Source organism: Microvirga sp. VF16, from assembly GCF_016864375.1.
Lineage (GTDB): Bacteria > Pseudomonadota > Alphaproteobacteria > Rhizobiales > Beijerinckiaceae > Microvirga.
Window position 1 is genome coordinate 330,575 of record NZ_CP069354.1, and the last position, 22,773, is coordinate 353,347.

Annotated in this window: 19 protein-coding genes; 12 read left to right on the forward strand and 7 right to left on the reverse strand. The window is 64.1% G+C overall.

Annotated elements, in window-relative coordinates; all coding sequences use genetic code 11:
- The first annotated feature begins 77 nt into the window (after positions 1-77).
- The 3 genes from JO965_RS01660 (at position 78) to JO965_RS01670 (ending at position 7,018) form a co-directional block, all read left to right on the forward strand.
- Positions 78-410 carry a helix-turn-helix domain-containing protein gene (locus tag JO965_RS01660; protein WP_203441995.1) on the forward strand — a complete coding sequence of 111 codons (333 nt, stop codon included), beginning with the start codon at positions 78-80 and terminating at the stop codon, positions 408-410.
- 117 nt (positions 411-527) lie between these two features.
- Positions 528-5,351, forward strand: a complete 4,824-nt coding sequence (locus JO965_RS01665; RefSeq protein WP_203441996.1) for an NAD-glutamate dehydrogenase — start codon at positions 528-530, stop codon at positions 5,349-5,351.
- A gap of 287 nt (positions 5,352-5,638) precedes the next feature.
- Positions 5,639-7,018 (forward strand): MFS transporter, encoded by a 1,380-nt coding sequence (locus JO965_RS01670; RefSeq protein ID WP_203441997.1) that lies wholly within the window; start codon positions 5,639-5,641, stop codon positions 7,016-7,018.
- Positions 7,019-7,177: 159 nt separating this feature from the next.
- Here JO965_RS01670 and JO965_RS01675 read toward each other — a convergent pair whose 3' ends face one another.
- Together JO965_RS01675 and purH are read right to left on the reverse strand one after the other, a co-directional pair.
- Positions 7,178-7,498: a heavy metal-binding domain-containing protein gene (locus JO965_RS01675; protein WP_009493654.1), complete on the reverse strand. Its 321-nt coding sequence runs from the start codon at positions 7,496-7,498 to the stop codon at positions 7,178-7,180.
- A gap of 280 nt (positions 7,499-7,778) precedes the next feature.
- Entirely contained in the window at positions 7,779-9,371 is a 1,593-nt protein-coding gene (gene purH, locus JO965_RS01680; protein WP_203441998.1) for a bifunctional phosphoribosylaminoimidazolecarboxamide formyltransferase/IMP cyclohydrolase, read from the reverse strand.
- A 348-nt stretch (positions 9,372-9,719) separates the two neighbouring features.
- Here purH and JO965_RS01685 point away from each other — a divergent pair, with 348 nt between their 5' ends.
- The 3 genes from JO965_RS01685 to JO965_RS01695 all read left to right on the forward strand — a co-directional run bounded on the left by JO965_RS01685 (position 9,720) and on the right by JO965_RS01695 (position 11,489).
- Positions 9,720-10,013, forward strand: a complete 294-nt coding sequence (locus tag JO965_RS01685; RefSeq protein WP_203441999.1) for a hypothetical protein — start codon at positions 9,720-9,722, stop codon at positions 10,011-10,013.
- A 269-nt stretch (positions 10,014-10,282) separates the two neighbouring features.
- Positions 10,283-10,663 carry a hypothetical protein gene (locus tag JO965_RS01690; RefSeq protein ID WP_203442000.1) on the forward strand — a complete coding sequence of 127 codons (381 nt, stop codon included), beginning with the start codon at positions 10,283-10,285 and terminating at the stop codon, positions 10,661-10,663.
- A gap of 532 nt (positions 10,664-11,195) precedes the next feature.
- Positions 11,196-11,489, forward strand: a complete 294-nt coding sequence (locus JO965_RS01695; RefSeq protein ID WP_203441999.1) for a hypothetical protein — start codon at positions 11,196-11,198, stop codon at positions 11,487-11,489.
- 400 nt (positions 11,490-11,889) lie between these two features.
- On the opposite strand, the gene JO965_RS01700 is transcribed toward JO965_RS01695, so the two are convergent.
- The 3 genes from JO965_RS01700 to htpX all read right to left on the reverse strand — a co-directional run bounded on the left by JO965_RS01700 (position 11,890) and on the right by htpX (position 16,023).
- A complete protein-coding gene (locus tag JO965_RS01700) occupies positions 11,890-13,647 on the reverse strand; it encodes a heparinase II/III family protein (protein WP_203442001.1) in 1,758 nt (585 codons plus the stop codon).
- A gap of 95 nt (positions 13,648-13,742) precedes the next feature.
- On the reverse strand, positions 13,743-15,005 hold the full coding sequence (gene rsmB, locus JO965_RS01705) for a 16S rRNA (cytosine(967)-C(5))-methyltransferase RsmB (protein ID WP_203444020.1): 1,263 nt from the start codon (positions 15,003-15,005) through the stop codon (positions 13,743-13,745).
- A 55-nt stretch (positions 15,006-15,060) separates the two neighbouring features.
- Complete coding sequence (gene htpX / locus JO965_RS01710; RefSeq protein WP_203442002.1) at positions 15,061-16,023, reverse strand: zinc metalloprotease HtpX; 963 nt, start codon at positions 16,021-16,023, stop codon at positions 15,061-15,063.
- Between the two features lie 235 nt (positions 16,024-16,258).
- Between htpX and JO965_RS01715 the strand changes: the two genes are divergently transcribed.
- The 6 genes from JO965_RS01715 (at position 16,259) to JO965_RS01740 (ending at position 19,956) form a co-directional block, all read left to right on the forward strand.
- Positions 16,259-16,489 (forward strand): DUF1674 domain-containing protein, encoded by a 231-nt coding sequence (locus JO965_RS01715; RefSeq protein ID WP_203442003.1) that lies wholly within the window; start codon positions 16,259-16,261, stop codon positions 16,487-16,489.
- Positions 16,490-16,571: 82 nt separating this feature from the next.
- On the forward strand, positions 16,572-16,817 hold the full coding sequence (locus JO965_RS01720) for a type II toxin-antitoxin system CcdA family antitoxin (protein ID WP_203442004.1): 246 nt from the start codon (positions 16,572-16,574) through the stop codon (positions 16,815-16,817).
- Entirely contained in the window at positions 16,817-17,116 is a 300-nt protein-coding gene (locus JO965_RS01725) for a CcdB family protein (RefSeq protein ID WP_203442005.1), read from the forward strand. The genes JO965_RS01720 and JO965_RS01725 overlap by 1 nt, the downstream gene beginning before the upstream one ends.
- A 118-nt stretch (positions 17,117-17,234) precedes the next feature.
- Complete coding sequence (locus tag JO965_RS01730; protein WP_203442006.1) at positions 17,235-17,696, forward strand: carboxymuconolactone decarboxylase family protein; 462 nt, start codon at positions 17,235-17,237, stop codon at positions 17,694-17,696.
- A complete protein-coding gene (locus tag JO965_RS01735; RefSeq protein ID WP_203442007.1) occupies positions 17,683-18,576 on the forward strand; it encodes a sigma-70 family RNA polymerase sigma factor in 894 nt (297 codons plus the stop codon). The genes JO965_RS01730 and JO965_RS01735 overlap by 14 nt, the downstream gene beginning before the upstream one ends.
- Positions 18,577-18,648: 72 nt before the next feature.
- Positions 18,649-19,956, forward strand: a complete 1,308-nt coding sequence (locus JO965_RS01740) for a class I SAM-dependent methyltransferase (RefSeq protein ID WP_203442008.1) — start codon at positions 18,649-18,651, stop codon at positions 19,954-19,956.
- Positions 19,957-20,031: 75 nt separating this feature from the next.
- Here JO965_RS01740 and JO965_RS01745 read toward each other — a convergent pair whose 3' ends face one another.
- Both JO965_RS01745 and JO965_RS01750 read right to left on the reverse strand, forming a co-directional pair.
- Positions 20,032-22,008 (reverse strand): methyl-accepting chemotaxis protein, encoded by a 1,977-nt coding sequence (locus JO965_RS01745; protein ID WP_246776709.1) that lies wholly within the window; start codon positions 22,006-22,008, stop codon positions 20,032-20,034.
- Between the two features lie 219 nt (positions 22,009-22,227).
- A complete protein-coding gene (locus JO965_RS01750; RefSeq protein ID WP_203442009.1) occupies positions 22,228-22,734 on the reverse strand; it encodes a L,D-transpeptidase in 507 nt (168 codons plus the stop codon).
- Positions 22,735-22,773 lie beyond the last annotated feature (39 nt).

Below are 22,773 nucleotides of genomic sequence, written 5' to 3' on the forward strand. Positions count from 1 at the left end.
GGGAGCATAGTTGGGCATAGTGTAGGGCATCGCAAGAACGCACAAAAACAGCCCATAGTGTCAAAAAGGGTACCGTGATGCCGCAGAGGGTCCAGGGATGTTCCGTCGAGCGGACGATGAGTCTGATCGACGGCAAGTGGAAGATCATCGTGCTCTATAAGCTCTTGCGCGGAACCTTGCGTTTCAACGAATTGCGCCGGCTCATCCCGTCCATCACGCAGCGCATGCTCACCCACCAGCTGCGCGAGCTGGAGGCCGACGGTCTTATCATCCGGACGGTTTATGCCCAGGTGCCGCCTCGGGTCGAATACACGCTCTCGGCCCGCGGCCGCTCTCTGGAGCCGGTGCTGATGGCCATGAAGGAATGGGGTGACACGAATCTGTCGTCTGCGGAGGCCAAAGCAGCGTAAAGTGCCTGTGCAGTGCAGCAACTTTACCCTACTTTGCTCAGAACGATATGCTTTTATTGCGCAATCTGCCGCTCTGTGGCAACGCTCCCGCGACCAAAAAATTAAGAGGATGCGCGCATGAAGCTGGATACACCGACCAGCGGAAGCGAAGTGACGGCGGAAGCCGTCGCTGTGCTGGAATCCGGGCACAAATCCATTCCGCCAACCTTCGTGCGTGATCTGTTCGGGCGTGTGCCGCCCGAGGATCTGGCGCCTTACTCGCCGCAGACGCTGGCGGATCTCGCTGCGGAAGCCTTCGAGCATCTCAAGGCCTCCCGCACCGCCGACGGTGCCGACATCCGCCTCCTCGATTTCGAGATCGAGCGCGAGGGCCGGCGCCAGGATGTGACGGTGCTCGAGATCGTCAACGACAACATGCCGTTCCTGCTCGATTCGACCCTCGCCGAGGTCGTGGACCAGGGTTATGAGCCGCTGCTGGTGGCGCATCCGATCCTGGCCGTAGAGCGGGATTCCAACGGCGCTCTCGTGCGCCTGGTCGGCGAGGCCACGGCGGCGCTACGGCTCGGCGTGAAGCGCGAAAGCTTCATCCACATCCATCTGCCGCGCCTCGACGATCCCGGGACCCGGACCCGCCTGATCGAGGCCATGCGCCTCGTCCACAGGGACGTCTCCGTTGCGGTGCACGATTGGCCGGGGATGCGCTCCCGGGTTGCCGAGATCGTGCACAATTACCGCCTCAATCCCCCGCCGCTGCCGGAGGACGAGGTCAACGAAGCCATCGCCTTCCTCGACTGGATCGCGCGCGACAACTTCACGTTCCTCGGTTTGCGTGAATACCGTCTTCCTTCCGGCGATACCGCGGCCGATCCGGTCGAAGGCTCGGGCCTCGGCCTCTTGCGCGATCCGTCCGTGCGCGTGCTGCGCCGCGGCCGCGAGCTTGTGGCGATGACGCCGGAGGTTCGGGCCTTCCTGGCGCGTCCGCAGGCGCTCATCATCGCCAAGGCGAACGTAAAATCCCGCGTCCATCGCCGCGCCCATCTCGACTATATCGGCGTCAAGCTATTCGACGAGAGCGGGCATCTGCGCGGCGAATTGCGCATCGTCGGCCTGTTTACGTCCAGCGCCTACACCAACACCACGGGCGAGGTGCCTTACCTGCGCCTCAAGGTGGCGAAGGTCCTCGCGCGCGCCGGCTTCGATCCGGCGAGCTATGCGGGCCGTGGGCTTCTGAACGTGCTCGAAAGCTATCCGCGCGACGAACTGTTCCAGATCGACGAGGACACGCTCTATCACTTCGCCATCGACATCATGAACCTGTCGGAGCGTCCGCGGGTGAGGGCGCTCGCCCGTGTCGACGAGTTCGACCGTTTCGTTTCGGTTCTCGTCTTCGTGCCGAAGGACCGCTACGACACCCAGGCGCGCCAGCGCATCGGCCAGTTCCTAGCCAGCATTTACGAGGGCCGCGTTTCCGCTTCTTACCCAGATTATCCGGAAGGCCCGCTCGCACGCACCCATTACATCATCGGCCGCGACGAGGGGCAGACCCCGGACGTGCCGCGCGAAACTCTCGAGAAAGGCATTTCCGCCATCGTCCGTACCTGGGCCGATGCGCTGCGCGATGCGCTCGATGATACCGTCGGTGGCGCCCGTGCTCGCTCGCTCGCGTCCCGCTATGCGGAAGCCTTCAGCGCCGCCTATCGCGAGGCTTTCGGCGCCGAGCAGGCCATCGCCGATATCGCTCTGCTGGAGCAGCTCTCGGAGGCGCGTCCCCGCGCCGTCGATCTCTATCGCCGCGAAGGCGATGAAGAGACCCGCGTGAACCTGAAAGTGTTCTCGCTCAACGTGGCGCTGCCCTTGTCGGAGCGTGTGCCGCTGCTGGAAAACCTCGGCTTCCGCGTCGTCAACGAGCGTACCTATCGCGTCGCTTTCTCAAGCACGGATAGGGTATGGCTGCACGACATGACCCTGGAGCGCGCCTCCGGCGGCGTCATCAAGATCGACGAGATCCAGGCCCTGATCGAAGCGGCGCTGCTTGCTCTCTTCCGCGGCCTTGCGGAATCGGACGGCTACAACCGCCTCGTGCTCGAAGCCGGTCTCGGCTGGCGCGATGTCGCCATGGTGCGGGCGCTCGGCCGTTACCTGCGCCAGATACAAGTCACCTACGCGCAGGATTACATCGCCGAGACGCTGGCCCGTCACGGCACCATCGCGGCCGATCTCGTCAAGCTGTTCTACGCGCGCTTCGACCCGCGCCAGGACAAGGATCGTGCCGGTGCCGAAGCCGCGATCCGCGAAAAAATCGAAAATCAGCTGAAGGACGTCACGAGCCTCGACGACGACCGGATTCTGCGCCGTTTCGTCAACCTGATCGAGGCCGCGATCCGGACCAATTTCTTCCAGCTCGAGGACAATGGCCTGCCGCGCCAGACCATCGCGTTCAAGTTCGAATGCGCCAAGGTGGACGGCCTGCCGCTGCCCAAGCCTCTCTACGAGATCTTCGTCTATTCGCCCCGCGTCGAAGGCGTGCATCTGCGCTTCGGCAAGGTGGCGCGCGGCGGCCTTCGCTGGTCCGACCGGCCGCAGGATTTCCGCACGGAAGTGCTGGGTCTCGTCAAGGCGCAGCAGGTCAAGAATGCGGTCATCGTGCCGGTCGGCGCCAAGGGCGGCTTCGTGCCCAAGCACCTGCCTCCCGCGAGCGATCGGCAGGCCTGGCTGGCGGAAGGGACTGAGAGCTACCGCATCTTCATCCGCACGCTGCTGCAGCTCACCGACAACATCGTCGGCGAGAGCGTGGTCCCGCCCGCCGATACCGTGCGGCATGACGGTGACGATCCCTATCTCGTGGTCGCGGCCGACAAAGGCACGGCCACCTTCTCCGACATCGCCAACGCGCTGTCCATCGAGAAGGGCCATTGGCTCGGCGATGCCTTCGCGTCCGGCGGCAGCCAGGGCTACGACCACAAGAAGATGGGCATCACGGCCCGCGGCGCCTGGGAAGCGGTGAAGCGCCACTTCCGCGAGATGGACATCGACATCCAGACCACGCCGGTGACGGTGGCGGGCGTCGGCGACATGTCGGGCGACGTGTTCGGAAACGGCATGCTCCTGTCGCGGGCGCTCAAGCTCGTGGCGGCCTTCGACCACCGCGACATCTTCATCGATCCGAACCCGGATCCGGAAAGCGCCTTCAAGGAACGCGAGCGTCTCTTCAACCTGCCCCGTTCAAGCTGGCAGGATTACGACAAGAGCTTGATTTCGCAGGGCGGCGGCGTGTTCCCGCGTAATGCGAAGTCGATCCCGCTCTCGGACGAGATGCGCGCGCTTCTCGACATCGACAAGCCTCAGGCCACGCCGGCCGAGGTGATGCACGCGATCCTGAAAGCCCGTGTCGATCTGCTCTGGTTCGGCGGCATCGGCACCTATATCCGCTCATCTGCCGAGACCGACGAGCAGGTGGGCGACCGCGCCAACGATGCGATCCGCATCACCGGTCCGGAGGTGCGCGCCAAAGTGATCGGCGAAGGCGCTAATCTCGGTGTGACCCAGCGCGGGCGCATCGAAGCGGCGCAGAGCGGTGTTCGCCTCAACACCGATGCCATCGACAATTCGGCCGGCGTCAACACGTCCGACGTGGAGGTGAATATCAAGATCGCGCTCACCACGCCGGAGCGCGACGGGCGTCTGACCCAGGACCAGCGTAACGAACTTCTCGCCGACATGACCGAGGATGTTGCCGCTCTCGTGTTGCGCAACAACTACCTGCAGACGCTGGCGCTCTCGCTCTCCGAGCAGCTGGGCCTTGCCGATCTCGGCTTCGCGCGCCGGCTCATGCACATGCTGGAAGCGCAGGGTCGTCTCAATCGCGCGGTGGAATATCTGCCGGACGACAGCACGCTCGCCGAGCGCGGACGTCGCGGCGAGGCACTGACGCGGCCGGAAATCGCGGTGCTGCTGGCTTACGCCAAGCTTTCGCTCCACGACGAGCTTCTGGAAAGCCCTGTGCCGGACGATCCATATCTCGGCAAGGAGCTGGAACGCTATTTCCCGGCGGAGATGCGTGAGCGCTTCCCGGACGCGATCGCAAGCCACCGCCTGCGCCGCGAGATCATCGCGACGCAGCTCGCCAATGCCCTCATCAACCGGGGCGGGCCGACCATGGTGGCCCGTCTGGTGGACCAGACCGGCGCGGATGCGCCGACGATTGCGGCGGCCTATGCGGCCACCCGCGATTCCTTCGGCCTCACCGAGCTGAACCTCGCCATCGATGCGCTCGACGGCGTTGTGCCCGGCAAGGTGCAGCTGCATCTTTATGGCGAATTGCAGGATCTTCTGATGAACCGGATCGTCTGGTTCATCCGCAACGTGGATTTCGTCAACCATTCCCTTGATGAGATCATCGGCACCTATCAGGCCGGGATCGCCGAGGTCGAGCGCAGCCTCACCGAGACGCTGTCGCCGGAAGCGCAGGCCGCATGGGATGCACGCACCAAGGCACTGGTGGATGAGGGCACGCCGGAGGATCTGGCACGCCGCATCGCATCGCTGCCGGATCTGGTTGCTGCCCCTGACATCGTGCAGACGGCGCAGAAGACTGGTAAACCCGTCAACGACATTGCCCGCACGCATTTCGCGCTCGAGGCCTCGTTCCGGCTCGGCGCGCTCATCAGCGCGGCACAGCAGATCAATGTCAGCGACTACTTTGATCGTCTCGCGCTCGATCGCGCCATCGACAGCATCGCCTATGCCCATCGCGGCCTGACGGCCGAAGTGTCGTCTCAGGATCTCTCGGGCGTCGAGGCCGTGCGGGCCTGGAGCGAAAAGCGTGGCGCCGACGTCAACCGCATCCGAAGCGCGGTGGACGGCATCGTCTCGTCCGGCCTGACGCTGTCGAAGATCACCGTCGCGGCGAGCCTCCTCGGCGATCTCGCGCGGATGAGCTAACTAAGCTCGCGGACTCTCCTCCCCTTGCGGGGAGGAGAATTACGCAGGTGTCATCCTCAGGCCAAGCAAGGCGAGGGAAGGGGATCCACGCAGATGCGCGGGGTTATGGATTCCCTTCCCCTCCGCTGCGCTCCGGCCGGGAATGACACCCTCTCACATCATTGAGATGGCCGGGCTTGTCCCGGCCATCTCAATGATGTGAAGCGTCACGCTTTTCGGACCGAGATCACCGGCACAAGGCCGGCGATGACGGGGGAGGGGAACGCTAAAGTGGAAGCCAAACTCCAGTGAGAGACATCAATCCCCTCGCGCCCTCACAAAAGGCCTCGCGTCCCGCGATCTTCGGCTGGCTTCTGTTCGACTGGGCATGCCAGCCGTTCTTCACACTCGTCACCACCTTCGTCTTTGCGCCCTTCTTCGCCTCCGCACTCGCGCCCGATCCGGTGAGCGGACAAAGTTTGTGGGGTTATGCGACGGCGGCGGCGGGACTGGTGCTTGCCGTCCTCTCGCCGGTGCTCGGCTCCATTGCCGATGCCACGGGGCCGAAAAAGCCCTGGATCGCGTCGTGCGGTCTCGTGCTGTTCATCGCCTCCTTCGCATTGTGGTACGCGGCGCCGGGACAGCCCTATGCCATTGCCATCGCGCTGATCGGCTTCGCCTTTGGCACCGTAGCGGTGGAGGTCGCAGGGGTATTCAACAATGCCATGATCCCGCATCTCGTGCCGCCGGAGCGATTTGGGCGTCTCTCGGGCACCGGCTGGGCGATGGGCTATCTGGGCGGTCTCGTCTCGCTCGTGATCGTGCTCGGTTTTCTTAGCCCCGATCCGGTGTCGATGAAGACGGTCTTCGGCTTAGACCCGCTCTTCGGGCTCGATCCGGCCACGCGCGAAGGAGACCGCATCACGGGACCGTTCTCCGCCCTGTGGTTTCTGCTCTTCGTGCTGCCGCTCTTTCTCTTCACGCCCGATATTCCGCGCTCGGGGATGCGCCTGAAAGAGGCGGCGCGAAAGGGGCTCGAGCAGGTGAGGAGCACCATCGCCGATGCACGGCGGCACGAGAGCGTCGGGCGCTTTCTCATCGCCAACATGATCTATCAGGATGCGCTTGTGGCACTGTTCGCCTTCGGCGGCATCTACGGTGCCGGCGTGTTCGGCTGGCAGGCCATCGAGCTCGGCATCTTCGGGATCCTGCTCACCGTCACCGGGACCATCGGCGCGCTGGTCGGCGGGCGGCTCGACGATCGCATCGGCGCAAAGCCGGTGATCCTCGGAGCGATCGTGATTCTCGCGCTCGTCTGCCTCGGCGTGCTGTCGCTCGGACGCGAACACATCCTCTTCGTCGTGCCAACGGCGGCGCCCGCTCCTGACGACGGCCTCTACGGCTCCGCGCCCGAGAAGCTGTTCGTGCTGCTCGGCCTCGTCATCGGTGCCGTTGCCGGTCCGCTCCAGGCTTCCTCGCGCAGCCTCCTGGCGCGGCTGGTGCCCGCGCAGGAAGCCGGGCGCTATTTCGGCCTGCTGGCGCTGTCAGGAAAAGTCACGTCCTTCCTCGCGCCGCTCGCCGTCGCCGTCGCGACGGCAATCTTCCAGACGCAGGCGGCAGGACCGGCGGTGCTGATCCTGTTCCTGCTTGTTGGATTCTGGCTCCTGAGCGGCGTGAAGCGGGTTTAGTCTCACCCACTGTCATTCCGGGGCGCCGCAGGCGAGCCCGGAATCCATAACCGCTGACGATGCAGAAGCAGGCGGAACGCTACTCGCCTCTTTCTGAAACGTCGTGTTTATGGATTCCGGGCTCTCGCTACGCTCGCCCCGGAATGACAGTGGAGAGGTTTATTCCAGCGTCACCGCCGTGCCGCTGACCGACACCATCATCATGCCTTCGTTCTTGCCGAGCGCGCCGTAATCGAGGTGAACGCCGACGATGGCGTGGGCTCCGAGGCGCTGCGCCTCTTCGATCATCTCCTGCAGGGCCGTGTCGCGCCCGTCGCGCAGAACGCGCTCGTAGGATCCCGCGCGTCCGCCGACTACGTCGCGGATCGAGGCGAAGAAATCGCGGAACACGTTGGCGCCTAAGATAGCTTCGCCCGAAACGATGCCGCGATAGGAAGCGATGCGGCGGCCTTCGATGCTCGGCGTCGTGGTGATGATCATGAACGTCTCCTTCTGCTCCGCTTCATATGGGGAGAGGTAGGAGGAACGTCATCCCGGACGGAGCGTAGCGGAGATCCGGGATCGCTTGAGGAGTTTAGCGCGGGAGGCCCCCTCCTTGTGGGGGAGGGCTAGGGAAGGGGTGTTGGCGCCTTCCTCGTTCCAGTCCGGCGCTGTACCCCGCTCTCCAACTCTCCCCAACGAGGGGGAGAGGGTCCAGAGCTCTATTCCAAAAAAGATCCCGGATCGGCTTCGCCGTCCGGGATGACGCGTTGTGTTGGGCTTAGTGCCGGAAATGCCGGTGTCCCGTGAACACCATGGCGAGGCCCGCCTCGTCGGCGGCCTTGATGACCTCGTCGTCGCGCATGGAGCCACCGGGCTGGATCACTGCCGTGGCGCCGGCTTCTGCTGCGGCCAGCAGGCCGTCCGCGAAGGGGAAGAAGGCGTCGGAGGCGACCACGGAGCCCTTGGCGAGGGTCTCAGGCAGATTGGCAGCCTTTGCCGCCTCGGCGGCCTTCCAGGCGGCGATGCGGGAGGAATCGACGCGGCTCATCTGGCCGGCGCCGATGCCGACCGTTGCAAGATCCTTAGCATAGACGATGGCGTTCGACTTCACGTGCTTGGCGACCCGGAAGGCGAAGCGCAGGTCTTCCAGCTCCCGGTCGGTGGGGGCGCGCTTCGTCACCACCTTCAGGTCCATGGCGTCGACCACCGCGTTGTCCCGGTTCTGGGCCAGAAAGCCTCCGGCGACCGTGCGCAGGGTCAGGCCCTCCTGGCGCGGGTCGGGCAGGCTGCCCGCCAGCAGCAGACGCAGGTTCTTCTTGGCGGCCACGATGGCGATCGCCTCCTCGGTCGCGTCGGGCGCGATGATCACCTCGGTGAAGATCTCGGTGATGGCCTTCGCGGCGTCCGCATCGAGCGGGCGGTTCATGGCGACGATGCCCCCGAAAGCCGAGACCGGGTCGCAGCGCAGGGCCTTCTCGTAGGCCTCGCGCAGGGTTGTGGCTTCCGCCACGCCGCAGGGATTGGCGTGCTTGACGATCACGATGGCGGCGGAGCGCTCCGGCAGGAATTCTGCCACGGCCTCATAAGCCGCATCGGTGTCGTTGATGTTGTTGTAGGAGAGCTGCTTGCCCTGCACCTGACGGGCGGTGGCGACGCCGGGGCGATTCTCGGGCGTGCGGTAGAAGGCGGCGCTCTGGTGCGGGTTCTCGCCGTAGCGCAGCACTTCCGCGATGGTGCCGCCGAGCGCACGGAAGGGCGGGGTCTCCTCGCCGAGCTCGGTGGCGAACCAGTTGGAGATCGCCGCGTCGTAGGCGGCGGTGCGGGCATAGGCCTTCTGGGCGAGGCGCCTGCGCAAGGTGAGCGTCACCGAGCCGTCATAGGCGGAAAGATCGTCAAGAACCGCGCCGTAATCGGCGCCGTCCACCACCACCGCCACGTCGCCGTGGTTCTTGGCCGCCGCACGGATCATGGCGGGGCCGCCGATATCGATGTTCTCGATGCAATCGTCGTAAGGTTTTCCCGCGGCCACCGTCGCCTCGAACGGATAGAGGTTCACCACCAGGAGGTCGATGGGCTGGATGCCGTGGGCCAGCATCGCCGCCTGATGCTCCGGGTTGGCGCGGATACCGAGCAGGCCGCCATGGACGGAAGGGTGCAGCGTCTTCACGCGCCCGTCCATCATCTCGGGAAAGCCGGTGAGCTCGCTCACGTCCTTCACGGCTAGGCCCGCCTCGCTGAGCGCCTTATGCGTGCCTCCGGTGGAGACCAGCTCGATGCCGCGCTCGGAGAGCGCGCGGGCGAAGTCCACGAGACCCGTCTTGTCGGATACGGAAAGCAGAGCGCGGGAAACGCGCTTCAGGTCGCTCGGCATGGCGGCCGCTCCATTCAAGGGTGAAGATGCGGGCGCGATACCACGGCAGGCCAAGGATGGGAACCGGGCAGGCCTGAGTTTCGGACCATCCCCTTTTGCCTGGGATGCATGGAGAGCGTGGCCGTTAGGTCTCCGGTTCAGTCCTTTGGGCCGCTCGCGACGAACTGCGCCAAGATAGGCGGAAGAGGTCGGGCCACTTCGCCCAATCGGCGTTCAATTCAGAAAAATTTTTGGGTGTGACGCGCTTCACAGCGAGGTCCGTCGAAGTCGTTCAAAGTCCACTCATCGCCAACGGAGAGAAGATCTCAGGCGGTCTTGAGAGCAACGCCAACCTGAAGAGGTAATATCATGGACAACTTCCAGCTTTCGGTGAACGACATCTTCCAGAACGCGACCAACACGGCCGATCATGGCAACGCGACATCGGCCCAGGTGGCCAGCATCGCCGATGCCGATGCTCTCCTCGACTCCGGAGGCGGCTACTGGGGCGGCTGGTTCAACGATCAGGAGTCCTTCAACACCATCGACCAGAACGCGACCAACACGGCTTTCGGCGGCAGCGCCACCTCGGCCCAGGTCGCCACCATCTCGGACGGCGACACCCTCGTCGACATGGGCCACGACTACTACCCGGTGTTCTAACCAACCCCTTCCCGGAGCGTCATCGGCCACAGGCCCATGACGCTCCTTTCCGGCCTCTCAGTACCCTGAGGGGCCTTTTGCTTGTTTCCTGTACGCTGGCAGCGAAAGCCGCAGAACCTCTCTCTGCAATCCGTGCCCAGTCAGAACGATGTCCGGCTGTGACGCAGCTCACAGCCCTCATCTTGAAACTCATTCAAGTTCGATCATCGCCAACTGAGAGAGCAGCTCGGGCGGTATTGAGAGCAACGCCAACTTGAAGAGGAAATTTCATGCAGAATTTTCAGTTCTCCTTGAACGACATCAACCAGACCGCCGCCAATACCGGGGTTGGTGGCAGCGCGACTTCGGCTCAGGCTGCGAGCATCAGTGATCCCGACACCATCTTCGATTCCGGGGACAGCTGGGATTGGTATTCGGGATCTCCGGAGATCAACGTCCAAGTCGACACGAACATCGTCAACCAGACGGCCGTCAACACCGCATTGGATGGGGATGCGGCTTCGGCCCAGGCTGCGAGCATCAATGATCCCGATGCTCTCGTCGATTCCGGAGGCGGCTCTCCGGACTTCAACTTCCAAATCTCGACGAACCTGATCAATCAGACGGCGGTCAACACGGCCATCGACCCCGACGGCCTCTTCCCCTTCTGATAGTCCCCGCCTTCCTCGAGCGCCATCGGCTTGTGAGCCTATGGCGCTCCCTTCCTTCTTACTTCGCTTTTCTTCCTTGCCCGCCTTCCCCGCCTCCCGGAAAGGCGATTTTTCGACGCGGAGCGACACGATCGAATCCGCGCATTCCGAACGTGACGTTCAACGATCGTCGCGAAAGCAACGCTCGTGATCAGGTCACAATTGTCGAGTCGTCGAAGGGTTCGCTCAAGTTACCGGCTATCCCAACTGAAACGAGCCGGATCGGCGCTCAAGATGGTTCCGCTTGTCTGGAATCATCTCTCCTCCTGGTTCGTCGCGTTGTTTGGCGGCGAACAGGATCCGCTTCGCCAAACAATGCTCCAAGGCGCTTCTTTCTGTTGGGCTCCAGAAGCGACAAAAAAATGAAAAAAATTTTTGGGTGTGACGCGCTTCACAGCGAGGTCCGTCGAAGTCGTTCAAAGTCCACTCATCGCCAACGGAGAGAAGATCTCAGGCGGTCTTGAGAGCAACGCCAACTTGAAGAGGTAATATCATGGACAACTTCCAGCTTTCGGTGAACGACATCTTCCAGAACGCGACCAACACGGCCGATCATGGCAACGCGACATCGGCCCAGGTGGCCAGCATCGCCGATGCCGATGCTCTCCTCGACTCCGGAGGCGGCTACTGGGGCGGCTGGTTCAACGATCAGGAGTCCTTCAACACCATCGACCAGAACGCGACCAACACGGCTTTCGGCGGCAGCGCCACCTCGGCCCAGGTCGCCACCATCTCGGACGGCGACACCCTCGTCGACATGGGCCACGACTACTACCCGGTGTTCTAACCAACCCCTTCCCGGAGCGTCATCGGCCACAGGCCCATGACGCTCCTTTCCTTCTCATTTCGCGCTTATGTCCCGCCGTTCCGATCTTTCGGGAGGGCGGTTTTCCGTTGCTGGGCGAAACGAACGGATTCATGAATCCGACGCGCAATGTCCAAGAACAATGTCCAAGAACACTGTCCAAGAACTCTTGCGGGAATGCGGGAGCGACTTTTCGCTAGAGCATCGGACCCAAAAGTGGATCCACTTTTGGGTCCGATGCTCCACTCTTTGAAGAGCGCATCGTTGGGCGCGGACCCAGAGGGCCGCGTCAGCGAAAACCGGATCCACTTTTCCGCACGATGCGCTAATGAGGCCTGTCGGTTCGGGTCGAACGATTCTCGTGAGTTTTGCCGATCCGCATTCAGATCAGCTCCGGCCCCTGATCCTGAGGCTGCTCCGCATTGAAAGTGCGAGCCAGGCGCTCGAAGCGCCAGCGCACGGATGGAGTCTCGCTCGGACGGATGGTCAGCACGATCTGTTCCGTGCGGCGCATGCCCTCGGCGGTGGCGAGGAACACGCTGTCCTCGAGTTCCGCCTCGACCGGAATCGCCGAGAACTGCCAGGCCTCCCGATTGGGCAGAACCAGCATCACCACGCGTCCGCCCTGTGCGCGGCTCGCCTTGATGCCGGGCGCGAGATGGAAGCGGATGATGGCCCGTGCCGTGCCGGCCTGACCGCCCTCACTCCAGAAATTATCCTCGCCTTCCAGCACATTGCCCTTGGGCGCGAGCTGCCAGCGCCGCTCGTGGGTGATCCCGAAGCGGGGCTTGTAGCCGTCGTGGCTGGCGCTCAGAACCTGCGCGTGTTCGCGTTCGCTGCGCTCCGCCGTCACCCGCTCCGGCCCGCTGATGACGACGGGGCCGACGCGGCGCAGGACCCAGGCGGAGATCCGGCGCTGCAGCCAATTCCCCTTCTTGTCGACGATCTGGCAGGACGAGATGTCGTCGATGGAGGCGGTGGAATACGCCACCGTCGAGCGCGAAGCCTGGATGATCGCATCGCCCGCGATATAGGGCGTTCCGCAATTGACCACGATGCGCTGCGCGGCGCTGGAGAACTCGAAGGACAGGCAGCCGGCACCGGCATCCTGCGAGAGCGGCCGCGGCGGCGGGGCGCCCACATCGGCGACGACCAACGTGCGCCCGGCTTCCAGCCGCTCGTAGCCGGAATGGGGCGCGTGATGGATCGGCTGGCTGCGCATGTCGTCATAGGTGAGCAGCGTCGCCAGATGATCGGCCGCCGTCACGCCCATGCCGTTAAAGTGGGAGAGCGTGCCGTCTCCGTGCCGGAACAGGCGCACCATCGGCAGCATGCGGTCGATGGCGTGGAGCAGGGCCTCGGGCGTATCGACCTCGCGGCTGGCGAACATCTGGCGCAAGGGCAGGAGATCGAACAGGAGATCGACCATGATCCGCGGGTTGCGGCTCGCATGTCCCCCATCGGCCAGGATCTGCCGTTCGAGTTCGCGGGCGAGCAGGCGGCTCGCGCGCCTTAAATTTCGGTCGAGGCCCTCGCAGCACAAACCCGCATAGCAGAGCGCGATGCCGGCTATGAGCTGCTGGAAGGGCAGGGCGCCGGAGCGAACCTGGCGCTCCAGCTTTCGCACATGCTGGCCGATGATCTTCAGGAAACGCTGGTAGAAGGCATGGTCCGCTCCTTCCAGGATCAGCGGCGACTGGCTGATGAAGGACATCAGCCGACGGGCCGTGATCTCAGGGCTGCAGGCGATGCGCTTGTCCCCGAGTTTCGAGGTGATGAACTCGTCCACCAGGGAACGGGCATTGGCCTGGGCGAGGGCCGTGCCGGCCGCCCGCAGGTGCCGCAGCCAGCCGAAGCCGTAGAGCGCCTCGCCCCAGGCGCGGCTCGGCGGGGCAAACGCAAAAGGCGAGCGCCCACCAGTGGTGATGGCGCGGCCGGAAAAGGCGAAGAAGCCGGAATAGATGTCGGTGGCGATGGTGGGATCGGCGGTGCGCAGATCCTGCGGCGCGAAGAGCAGGCGCGTGGGCACGGGCGGGCTGGAAAGCTTCGACAGGCCCCAGACGGTGCTTTCGCGCATGGCACGGCCTGCCTCGCGCGCGGCAAGCCTGTACAAACGCCAGCGATCCGGCCCGAAATCCACCCGTGGCGCTCCCTTCGTTGTGCTGAATCTCAGCCAACTTAGGTGAGGAGTTCCTGCTGACTGGTTAACAACAGGTAAGGGACGATTCACCTTCTTCATGATCCTTTGTGCACAAACCGTGCGACAAAGAATCCGTCGAGGCCGCTGCGCTCGTGTTCCGCCAGCGCCAGCTGGCTCGGCAGAGTGCGAAGATCGCCCTGTGGCGTGATGCATTCCGCAAAGCCGCCGATTTCATCGGGCGTGACGGACTTGCGGGTGAAGTCGGGATGGCGGGCGAGGAAAGCTTCCGCCTGTCGCTCGCCTTCTTCGGCTTCCAGCGAACAGGTACAGTAGACCAGCCGTCCACCGGGCTTGAGGAGACTTGCTGCCTTGTCGAGCAGGCGGCTCTGGAGGCCGGAGAGCTTGCGGATGTCCTCTTCGCTCTTGGTCCAGGCCACGTCCGGATGGCGGCGGATGGTGCCGGTGGCCGAGCAGGGGGCGTCGAGCAGGATGGCGTCGAAGGGCTCCGTGTCGAGCTTTTCCGCATCGAGCGCGCGGGTCTCGGCCTTCAGCTGGAGACGGGCGAGGTTCTCTTCCAGCCGCTGCAGCCGCTTGGCCGAGCGGTCGACGGCGAGCACCTCGGCCCCGGTCGTGGCCAATTGCGCGGTCTTGCCGCCGGGCGCGGCGCAGAGATCCGCGATGCGTTCGCCGGGCTTTGCCTGGAGCAGGCGGGCGGGCAAGGCGGCGGCGGCATCCTGCACCCACCATTCGCCTTCCTCGAAACCGGGGAGTTCGCGGATCGCGGTGCGCTCCTTGAGCCGGATGCTGCCGGTGGGCAGGAGCACGCCGCCGAGGCGCTCGGCCCAGGCCTCCGGGGCGCTCTTCACCGTCAGGTCGACGGAGGCCATGGAGCGGTGGGCCTCCGCCATCTTCGTGGCGAGCGGCTCGCCATATTGCGCGATCCAGCGCTCCTCCAGCCAGGTTGGCGTATCGAGCCAGGGATCGTCCTGGCTAAGGATCTGCTCGCGCTCGCGGGCGACGCGACGCAGGACGGCGTTGATGAAGCCGCCGGCGTGATGGAGCTTGGGATCGTTCTGGGCGAGCTCAACGGCGCTGTCGACGGCGGCATGGTCCGGCACGTCGAGAAACAGGATCTGCGCCGCCCCGATGGCGAGAAGATGCATCAAGCGTTCGTCCTTCGGCGGCTTGTTGAGCCGTTCCCGCAGGGCGTGGCCCAGGGTGCCGAGGCGCCGGAAGGTGACGATGGCGATGGCGCGGGCAAGGGCCTCGTCGCGAGGCGAGAGATTTTCCGCGCGGGCCAGCTCCTCCATGACATCGTCGAGCGGCACGCGCCGCTTCAGGGTCTCCGTCACCGCCATCCAGGCCAAGCGGCGCGGTCCGAGACCTGCCTGTTCGTCCGATTGATTCAAAATCCTATCCCCAAGGCCCGCGACGAGTGCCGGTCGAGCCTCCTGACGAGCCCCCGGTGGAACCCCCAACGGACCCCCAAGGACTCGACGAACTCTGCTGGAAGAAGCCGGGCTGTTGCGCCGACGCGCCCATCTCCTGCGCCAAAGCGTGCAGGGCCGCAATCCGGTTTTCGGTCGCGGGATGGGTCGAGAACAGGTTGTCCACGCCCTGACCCGAAAGCGGGTTGATGATGAAAAGCGAGGCGGTCGCGGGGCGGCGCTCCGCATCCGGGTTCGGAATATGCGCCACGCCGCCGGCGATGCGGGCGAGCGCGGAGGCCAGCGACAGAGGCTGGCCGCAGATCTGCGCGCCCATCCGGTCGGCGTCGTATTCCCGCGAGCGGCTGATCGCCATCTGGATGATCATGGCGGCCAGCGGTGCAAGAAGCGCGGTGCCAATCATCACGATGGGATTGGGTCGGTCGTCGCCTCGACCGCCGAAGAGGAAGCCGAATTGGGCGAGCGTCGCGATGGCGCCGGCAATGGTCGCGCTCACCGTCATGATCAGGGTGTCGCGGTTCTTGATATGGGCGAGCTCATGCGCCATCACGCCCGCCACCTCGTCATGGGAGAGCATGTGGAGCAGGCCCGTGGTGGCGGCGACCGCCGCATTCTCGGGGTTGCGGCCGGTGGCGAAAGCGTTGGGCTGCGGATTGTCGATGAGATAGACCCGCGGCATCGGCAGGCCCGCCCGTTGGGCGAGATCGCGCACCATATGGACCAGCTCCGGCGCCGTGCGCTCGTCTACCTCCACCGCATGATGGGCGGCGAGCGCCAGCCGGTCCGAGTTCCAATAGGCGAAGAGGTTCGTCGCGAGGCCGAAGCCCAGCGCGATCATCATGCCGGTCCCGCCGCCCAGGAAATAGCCAACGACGCCGAACAGGGCCATCAGGCCCGCCAGCAGCATTCCGGTCTTGACGGTGTTCATCGGGGTCTCCACCTCGTGGTCAGCGACAATTCATCCGTTGAACCCTATGTGGGAATGGTCCAGCTCCCTCCCAAGAGGGGCGCGCATCGTGCGGACCCAGAGGGCCGCGCCAGTGAAAAGTGGATCCGGTTTTCGGCACCCAACGATGCGCTCTTCAAAGAATGGAGCATCGGATCAATCCCAAAAGTGCAAATCCACTTTTGGGTCCGATGCTCTATCTGGCATAAGGCACCTCATGAGCACGAATGATATCACCAATTCTGATCGCCTCATTGAGGGCTCGGCCCCGGGCAAGACCCTCAGCCCCGCTGCCCAGCGGGCCTTGGAAGAGGCCGCCCACCGCCGGCTCGAAATCGATGCCCGTGCGGCCGAGATCGCCAAGCAGAAGGAGCTCCAGGGCCGCGGCGGCCTCGAGCCCGTCCGCTATGAGGATTGGGAAGTGAAGGGCATCGCAAGCGATTTTTGAACAATGCTTTTCAAGCTCCTCTAACTTTACTCAAGCGATATATGCGCATAACATATGCGCATACTATGCGTGGAGCTGTGTAATGTCCAAGCCAATCGGAGCCATGCGGGATCGGCGCCCTACCAACGTCACTCTTCCCGTCGAGCTTGTGGCCGAGGCGAAAGCCCTCAACATCAACGTATCTCAGGCCTGCGAAAGCGGACTGGTTCACTCGGTAGCCGAAGCCCGGAAGGCCCGCTGGCTTGAGGACAACAAGGCAGCCATCGAGGCTTATAACGACATGGTCGAAGGGGACGGGCTGCCGCTCGACGAGTTCCGGCAATTCTGATGAGCCAGTTCGATGTTTATACCGGTGTCGGCCGTTCCAACCGGCTCGTGGTCGATCTGCAATCCGGCTTCCTGGGACCGCTCGCCACCCGCATCGTTGCGCCGCTCTTTGAGCGCAGTGAAGCGCCTTTCCTCAACGAACTGACGCCTCTGGTTCGCCTTGATGGACGCGATCTCGTGGTGATGATCCCGCTGCTCGCTTCCATTCCCGTTCGTGAGTTGCAGCGTCCCGCCGGTTCGCTCGCCGCCGATCAGGACCCTATCAAGCGAGCGCTCGATATGCTGTTCGTCGGCTTTTAACGGCTGAAGGCTCAGGCAAAAGTCGGTTTGCTGAAAAACTTTTCGGGCTTCATGTCACATCCGGCATTGCCATCTCGTCTTAGCATCGTGAGCAACACGATCCATAAGGACCAAGACAATGAAAGCCCGGCTGATTCCCTTTGAAGTCGCCCCCACGTCCCTGAAGCCGATGGTGGAGCTGGAAAAGACCCTGAAGAACAGCGGTCTGGAGTACAGCCTGATCGAACTGGTGAAGACCCGCGCCTCGCAGATCAACGGCTGTGCCTATTGCATCCACATGCACACCAAGGACGCCCGCGCCAATGGCGAGACCGAAGAGCGGCTGTATCTTCTCAGCGCCTGGCGGGAATCGCCGCTCTTCAGCGACCGCGAGCGCGCCGCGCTCGCCTGGACCGAGGCCCTGACCCTGGTGGCCGAGACCCATGCTCCCGATGAGGATTATGAGGAACTCAGCCGGCATTTCACCCCAGCCGAGCAGGTCAACCTGACGCTGCTGATCGGCGCGATCAACGCCTGGAACCGCCTGGCCATCGGCTTCCGTTCCATTCATCCGGTCGAGGCGAGCCGTGTTGCCGCCTGATGGTGACGCCGCGGACCAGTTCCAGCCCCTCAGGCCGGGGCTGGTCCGTCTCGCCTACCGCATGCTCGGCTCCATCGCGGAAGCCGAGGATGTGGTGCAGGAGGCCTATATCCGCTGGCACCAGACGGACCGCTCTGCCATCCGTGAGCCCGGCGCCTTCCTGTCCAAGACCGTCACGCGCCTGTGCCTCGACATCCTCAAATCGGCGCGGGTCAAGCGCGAGACCTATATCGGGCCCTGGCTGCCCGAGCCGGTTCTGGAAACGGACCGGGAGGAGGACATGAGCGAGGATCTGTCGCTGACGCTCATGATGGCGCTGGAGCGGCTCTCGCCGCTGGAACGCGCAGCTTTCCTCCTGCATGACGTGTTCGGGCTCGGCTTCGACGAGGTCGCTGCAACCCTTGACCGGGACTCGGCTGCCTGCCGCCAGCTTGCGGCGCGAGCACGAAAGAATGTGCGCGCGGAAAGACCGCGCTATGCCATCGACCGGGAGGAAGGCGAGCGCGTGACTGACGCCTTCTTCGCAGCCTCCCGCAGCGGTGATCTGACCGCGCTGCGGAATCTCCTGGCTGAGAACGTCGTGGCTTACACGGATGGCGGCGGCATCCGGAATGCGGCCCTCAAACCGCTCTTCGGATTCCACAGCGTGTCCGGTCTGTTCATGGACGTGGCGCAGAAGACCGCATTCGCAGTGCCGCCGGTTCTCTACAAGGGGTTGATCAACGGGCTGCCCGGCTATGTCACCCTCGAACGGGACGGCATCGTGCAGACGACCACCATCGACATCGAGGAGGGCCGCATCGTCGGGGTCTATATCGTCCGCAACCCTGAGAAGCTCGGGCACCTGTCGGACCTGATCGGCTCCACGACCCTTTCCTGACGTGGATGGCGGCGAAGGAACGGTTGTTCCCTCGCCAGCCTCCCGCTACCTTGCCCGAAAAGGGGAAGGCTCATGGCTGGGGTGGCCGAGACGGCGCGACTGGGTTTGTTCCGGGATCTGTTGAGCGATGCGCATCGGGCGCTCGATCTCCAGTTCGGCTTTGAATTGTGGGACGGGTCGACGATTCCCGCGGACCTGCCGTCCTATGCGATGCGGCTCGCCATCAAGCAGGAGAGCGTGATCGCGGCTCTCCTGCGCCGCCCGAGCCTGGACACCGCGCTGAATGCCTATGTGGCCGGCCTGCTCGATCTCAAGAACGGCACCATCTTCGATCTCGCCTCCCAGCGCCCGCAGAAGATCGGCAAGCGTCTGAAGACCTTGAGCAAACTGAAAGCTCTCAAAACCGCCTATCATTTCCTGCGTGCGCCGGCCGACATGCCGCGCCCGCTCGACCGGCCGACCGAAGCGCCCGGCACACGCGATGGCAAGCCATCCACGAACAAGGCCAACATCGCCCATCACTACGACGTGTCGAACGAGTTCTATAAACTCTTCCTCGACCCGGAGATGGTCTATACCTGCGCCTACTTCCAGCCGGACTGGCACGACGATCTCGCCCGCGCGCAGCGCGACAAGCTCGACATGATCTGTCGCAAGCTGCGGCTCAAACCCGGCGAGCGTCTGCTCGACATCGGCTGCGGCTGGGGGGCGCTCATCTGCCACGCGGCGCAGCATTACGGCGTCAAGGCCACCGGTGTGACGCTCGCCGAGGAGCAGGCGGCGCTCGCACGGGAGAAGGTTGCGCGCCTCGGGCTGCAGGATCGGGTCGAGGTGATCCTCAAGGATTTCACCCAGATGGACGGCGAGTTCGACAAGGTCTCATCCATCGGCATGTTCGAGCATGTGGGCATCGCCAACCATCCGACCTATTTTCAGACCGTCCATCGGCTGCTCAAGCCGCGCGGGCTCTATCTTCACCACACCATCGCCCGGCGCGCGAAGCGCTCGGACAAAGCCTTTGGCCGCTTACGGCCGGAAGCCAAAGCCATCATGCGCTACATCTTCCCCGGTGCCGAACTCGATCACCTCGGCATGTCGGTGGCCAATCTCGAGCGCTTCGGCTTCGAAGTGCACGATGTCGAGGCCTGGCGCGAACATTATCAGCGCACGACCCGGCTCTGGTGGGAGAACCTCGTCGCCCGCAAGGCACAGGCGGAGGCCGAAGTCGGGCCTGAGACGACACGCGCCTGGCTGCTCTATCTCGCCGGCGTGTCCCTCGGCTTCGAACGCGGCGTCATCGGTGTGAACCAGATACTCGCCTCCAAACGTACGCGCGGACTCTCTGGCGTGCCGTCGAGCCGGGCGGATTTGTATCGATAGATCGACGTCCGGCCGCGCCAGGGGAGGGGGCTGACGTTCCTTCTCCCTGGCTTGAGCTGGGTCCGGACCGGGCGATCAGGCTGCCCGCATGCCGGCGAGGAATTGCTCGACCTCGCGGTCGAGATCGGCGGAATGGCGCGACAGCTCCTGCGCGGCGCCCAGCACCTGGGAGGCCGCCGCCCCGGTCTCGCCGGCGCCCTGGTGCACATCGGCGATGCTGCCGGTCACCTGCTCGGTGCCGCGCGCCGCCTCCTGCACGTTGCGGGCAATCTCGGCCGTGGCCGCCCCCTGCTCCTCCATCGCCGCCGCGATCGCGGTCGAGATCTGGCTCATCTCGGTGATGGTGCGGGCGATCTCCTGGATCGCCGAAACCGTCTGCTGCGTCGCCTGCTGCACCGAGCCGATCTGGGCCGAGATCTCGTCCGTCGCCCGGGCGGTCTGGCTCGCCAGCTCCTTGACCTCGGTCGCCACCACGGCAAAGCCCTTGCCGGCCTCGCCGGCGCGGGCCGCCTCGATGGTGGCGTTGAGGGCCAGCAGGTTGGTCTGGCCCGCGATGGTGTTGATCAGCTGCACCACGTCGCCGATCTTCGCGGCGGTGGTGGCTAGGTCCTGCACCGCCGCATCGGTGCGGCGCGCCCCCTGCACCGCCCGCTCGGCGATCTGCGACGACTGCGCCACCTGAGACGCGATCTCGCGGATCGAGATCGACAGCTCCTCGGTGGCGGCCGCCACGGTCTGCACATTGGCCGAGGTCTGCTGCGCCGCCGAGGACACGGTGACCGATCGTTGCGTCGTCTGGCCGGCCACCGCCGTCATCGACTGCGCCGTGGCCTCCATCTCGGTTGCCGCCGAGGACAGGCTCCGGGTCAGCGAACCCACCCTTGCCTCGAAGCTTTGAGCCAACTCGGCCATGATGCGCTGCTTTTCGCGTTCGCTTCGCATCCGTGTGTTCTCCTGCTCGGCACGCAGATGCTCCATTTCTTCGCCATTGGTTTTGAAGACCTGGATGGCGGCAGCCATGGCGCCGATCTCGTTTCTGAAGCCGAGACCCGGTATGGGGGCGCTGTAGTCGCCCCGCGCAACGCGCTGCATCGCTCCTGTCATAGCCAGAAGCGGCTTCGTGATTGCGCGGCCGATGGTGAGAGCCGCGATCAACAAAGCCGCGAGAGTCAAGCCGATGGCAGACCACATGATGAACGCGGTTTGGGATATCGCTGCTTCGGCGGCGGTCTGAGCGCTTTCGAACTGTTCGTCGACCGCCTTGAGGACATCCCCGATCACGGGTTCGATGCTGGCATAAGCCTCCGCGACAGCCTTGCTCTCGGCCATCAGCTCGACTTGGGCCCCGATGAAGGAGAGAACGGCTTGCTGGTAAGCTGTGATCGCTTCGACGAGTTCAGCCCGGGTCTTGGCCGGAATCGCAGTGCCCGACAGATCCTGCGTGAACTCTTGGACACGCTTCTTGATGTCCTCGCCGAATTTGGGATCGCCGCGGAGCATGAAGTCTTTTTCATGCCGGCGCATCATCAGCACCAAGACCTTCAGGTGATCGTCGTCGAAGTTCTCCAATTTCTGTTCGGCCGCTTGAACCGATGTCCGGAGGGCTGCCTGCAGTCCTGACTTCTCATCAAAACCGAGCGTGCGCTGAAGGTCGACCGCAGCATTGAAATGCTTGGTGTACTGGACGAGGCCGGCTTTCAGTTTGCTCACCTGAGCCTGAAGATCGGCCCTGCCGGTTGACGTTGCGATCTGCTCGACCTCGGCGAGTTCCTGGTTGACCTCAGCGATGACGCCGGCATGGTCCGCGACATGCTGTTCGTGGCTGCGCAGGAAGAAGTCCTTCTCGGCGCGGCGGGCCTTGAGCAGTCCCTTGTCGGCCGCGTCGATCAGGTGCTCGAGGCGCGTTTCGGTCGCGGCCTTGCGCTGATATTCCTGCACGGTGCCGTCACCGATCATGTAAACCAGAGCAAGCACCACCACGCTCGCCGCACCGAGCAGACCAAGACTCAGAATCTGAGCGCGCAAAGAAATCCGTGACAGAAAACCGAACATGAGGCCCCCCGGCCAAACTGTTATCAGAAATTATTCAGAGATTGTGTTCGGCATCATCGAGCGCATAGATTGAGAATGCGTTAACCCTTCCGTAAAGATAGGTCCGGTGTTCCTGGCATAGAGATGTCTTGACCGGGTCGTAACGCTGCCTCCGAAAGATCTTCGGCTCAGTGTGATCTTTGATTGATCTAAGTGGCGCAGTCAGATCTCGCCGTTCATCTATGGCACCACCACCACCCGCGTCCCGACGCTCACCTGATCGTAGAGATGAACGATGTCCTCGTTGAGCATGCGGATGCAGCCGTAGGACGCGTAAGTTCCGATGGAGCTCGGGCGATTGGTGCCGTGGATCGCGTATTCGTCGAGATCGAGGGTGAGCGCCCGCGCACCCATGGGATTGTTCGACGCGCCGCCGGGGATCACGTCGGGCAGGCGCGGGTTGTCGCGCTTCACCTCCGCCGGTGGCGACCAAGCCGGCCTGACATATTTGCCGTCGATCCGCGCCTCGCCGAACCATTGCTTGCCGGGCTTGCCCACGGCCACGCGGTAGCGCAGCGCCGTTCCGTTGCCACGCACGTAATAGAGCCGCCGCTCCGCCGTTTTGATCACGACGGTTCCCGCTGAGACGCGTCCCTCGAAGGGTACGACTTCGCGGGCGGAAGTCCCGGTGCTGGTGACCACGATACCGATGATGGCGGCGATGGCGAAGGCGGCGCGCGCACCCATGTCTCGAACCCTCCTGCGGATGATGCGTGAGGGTGAGAC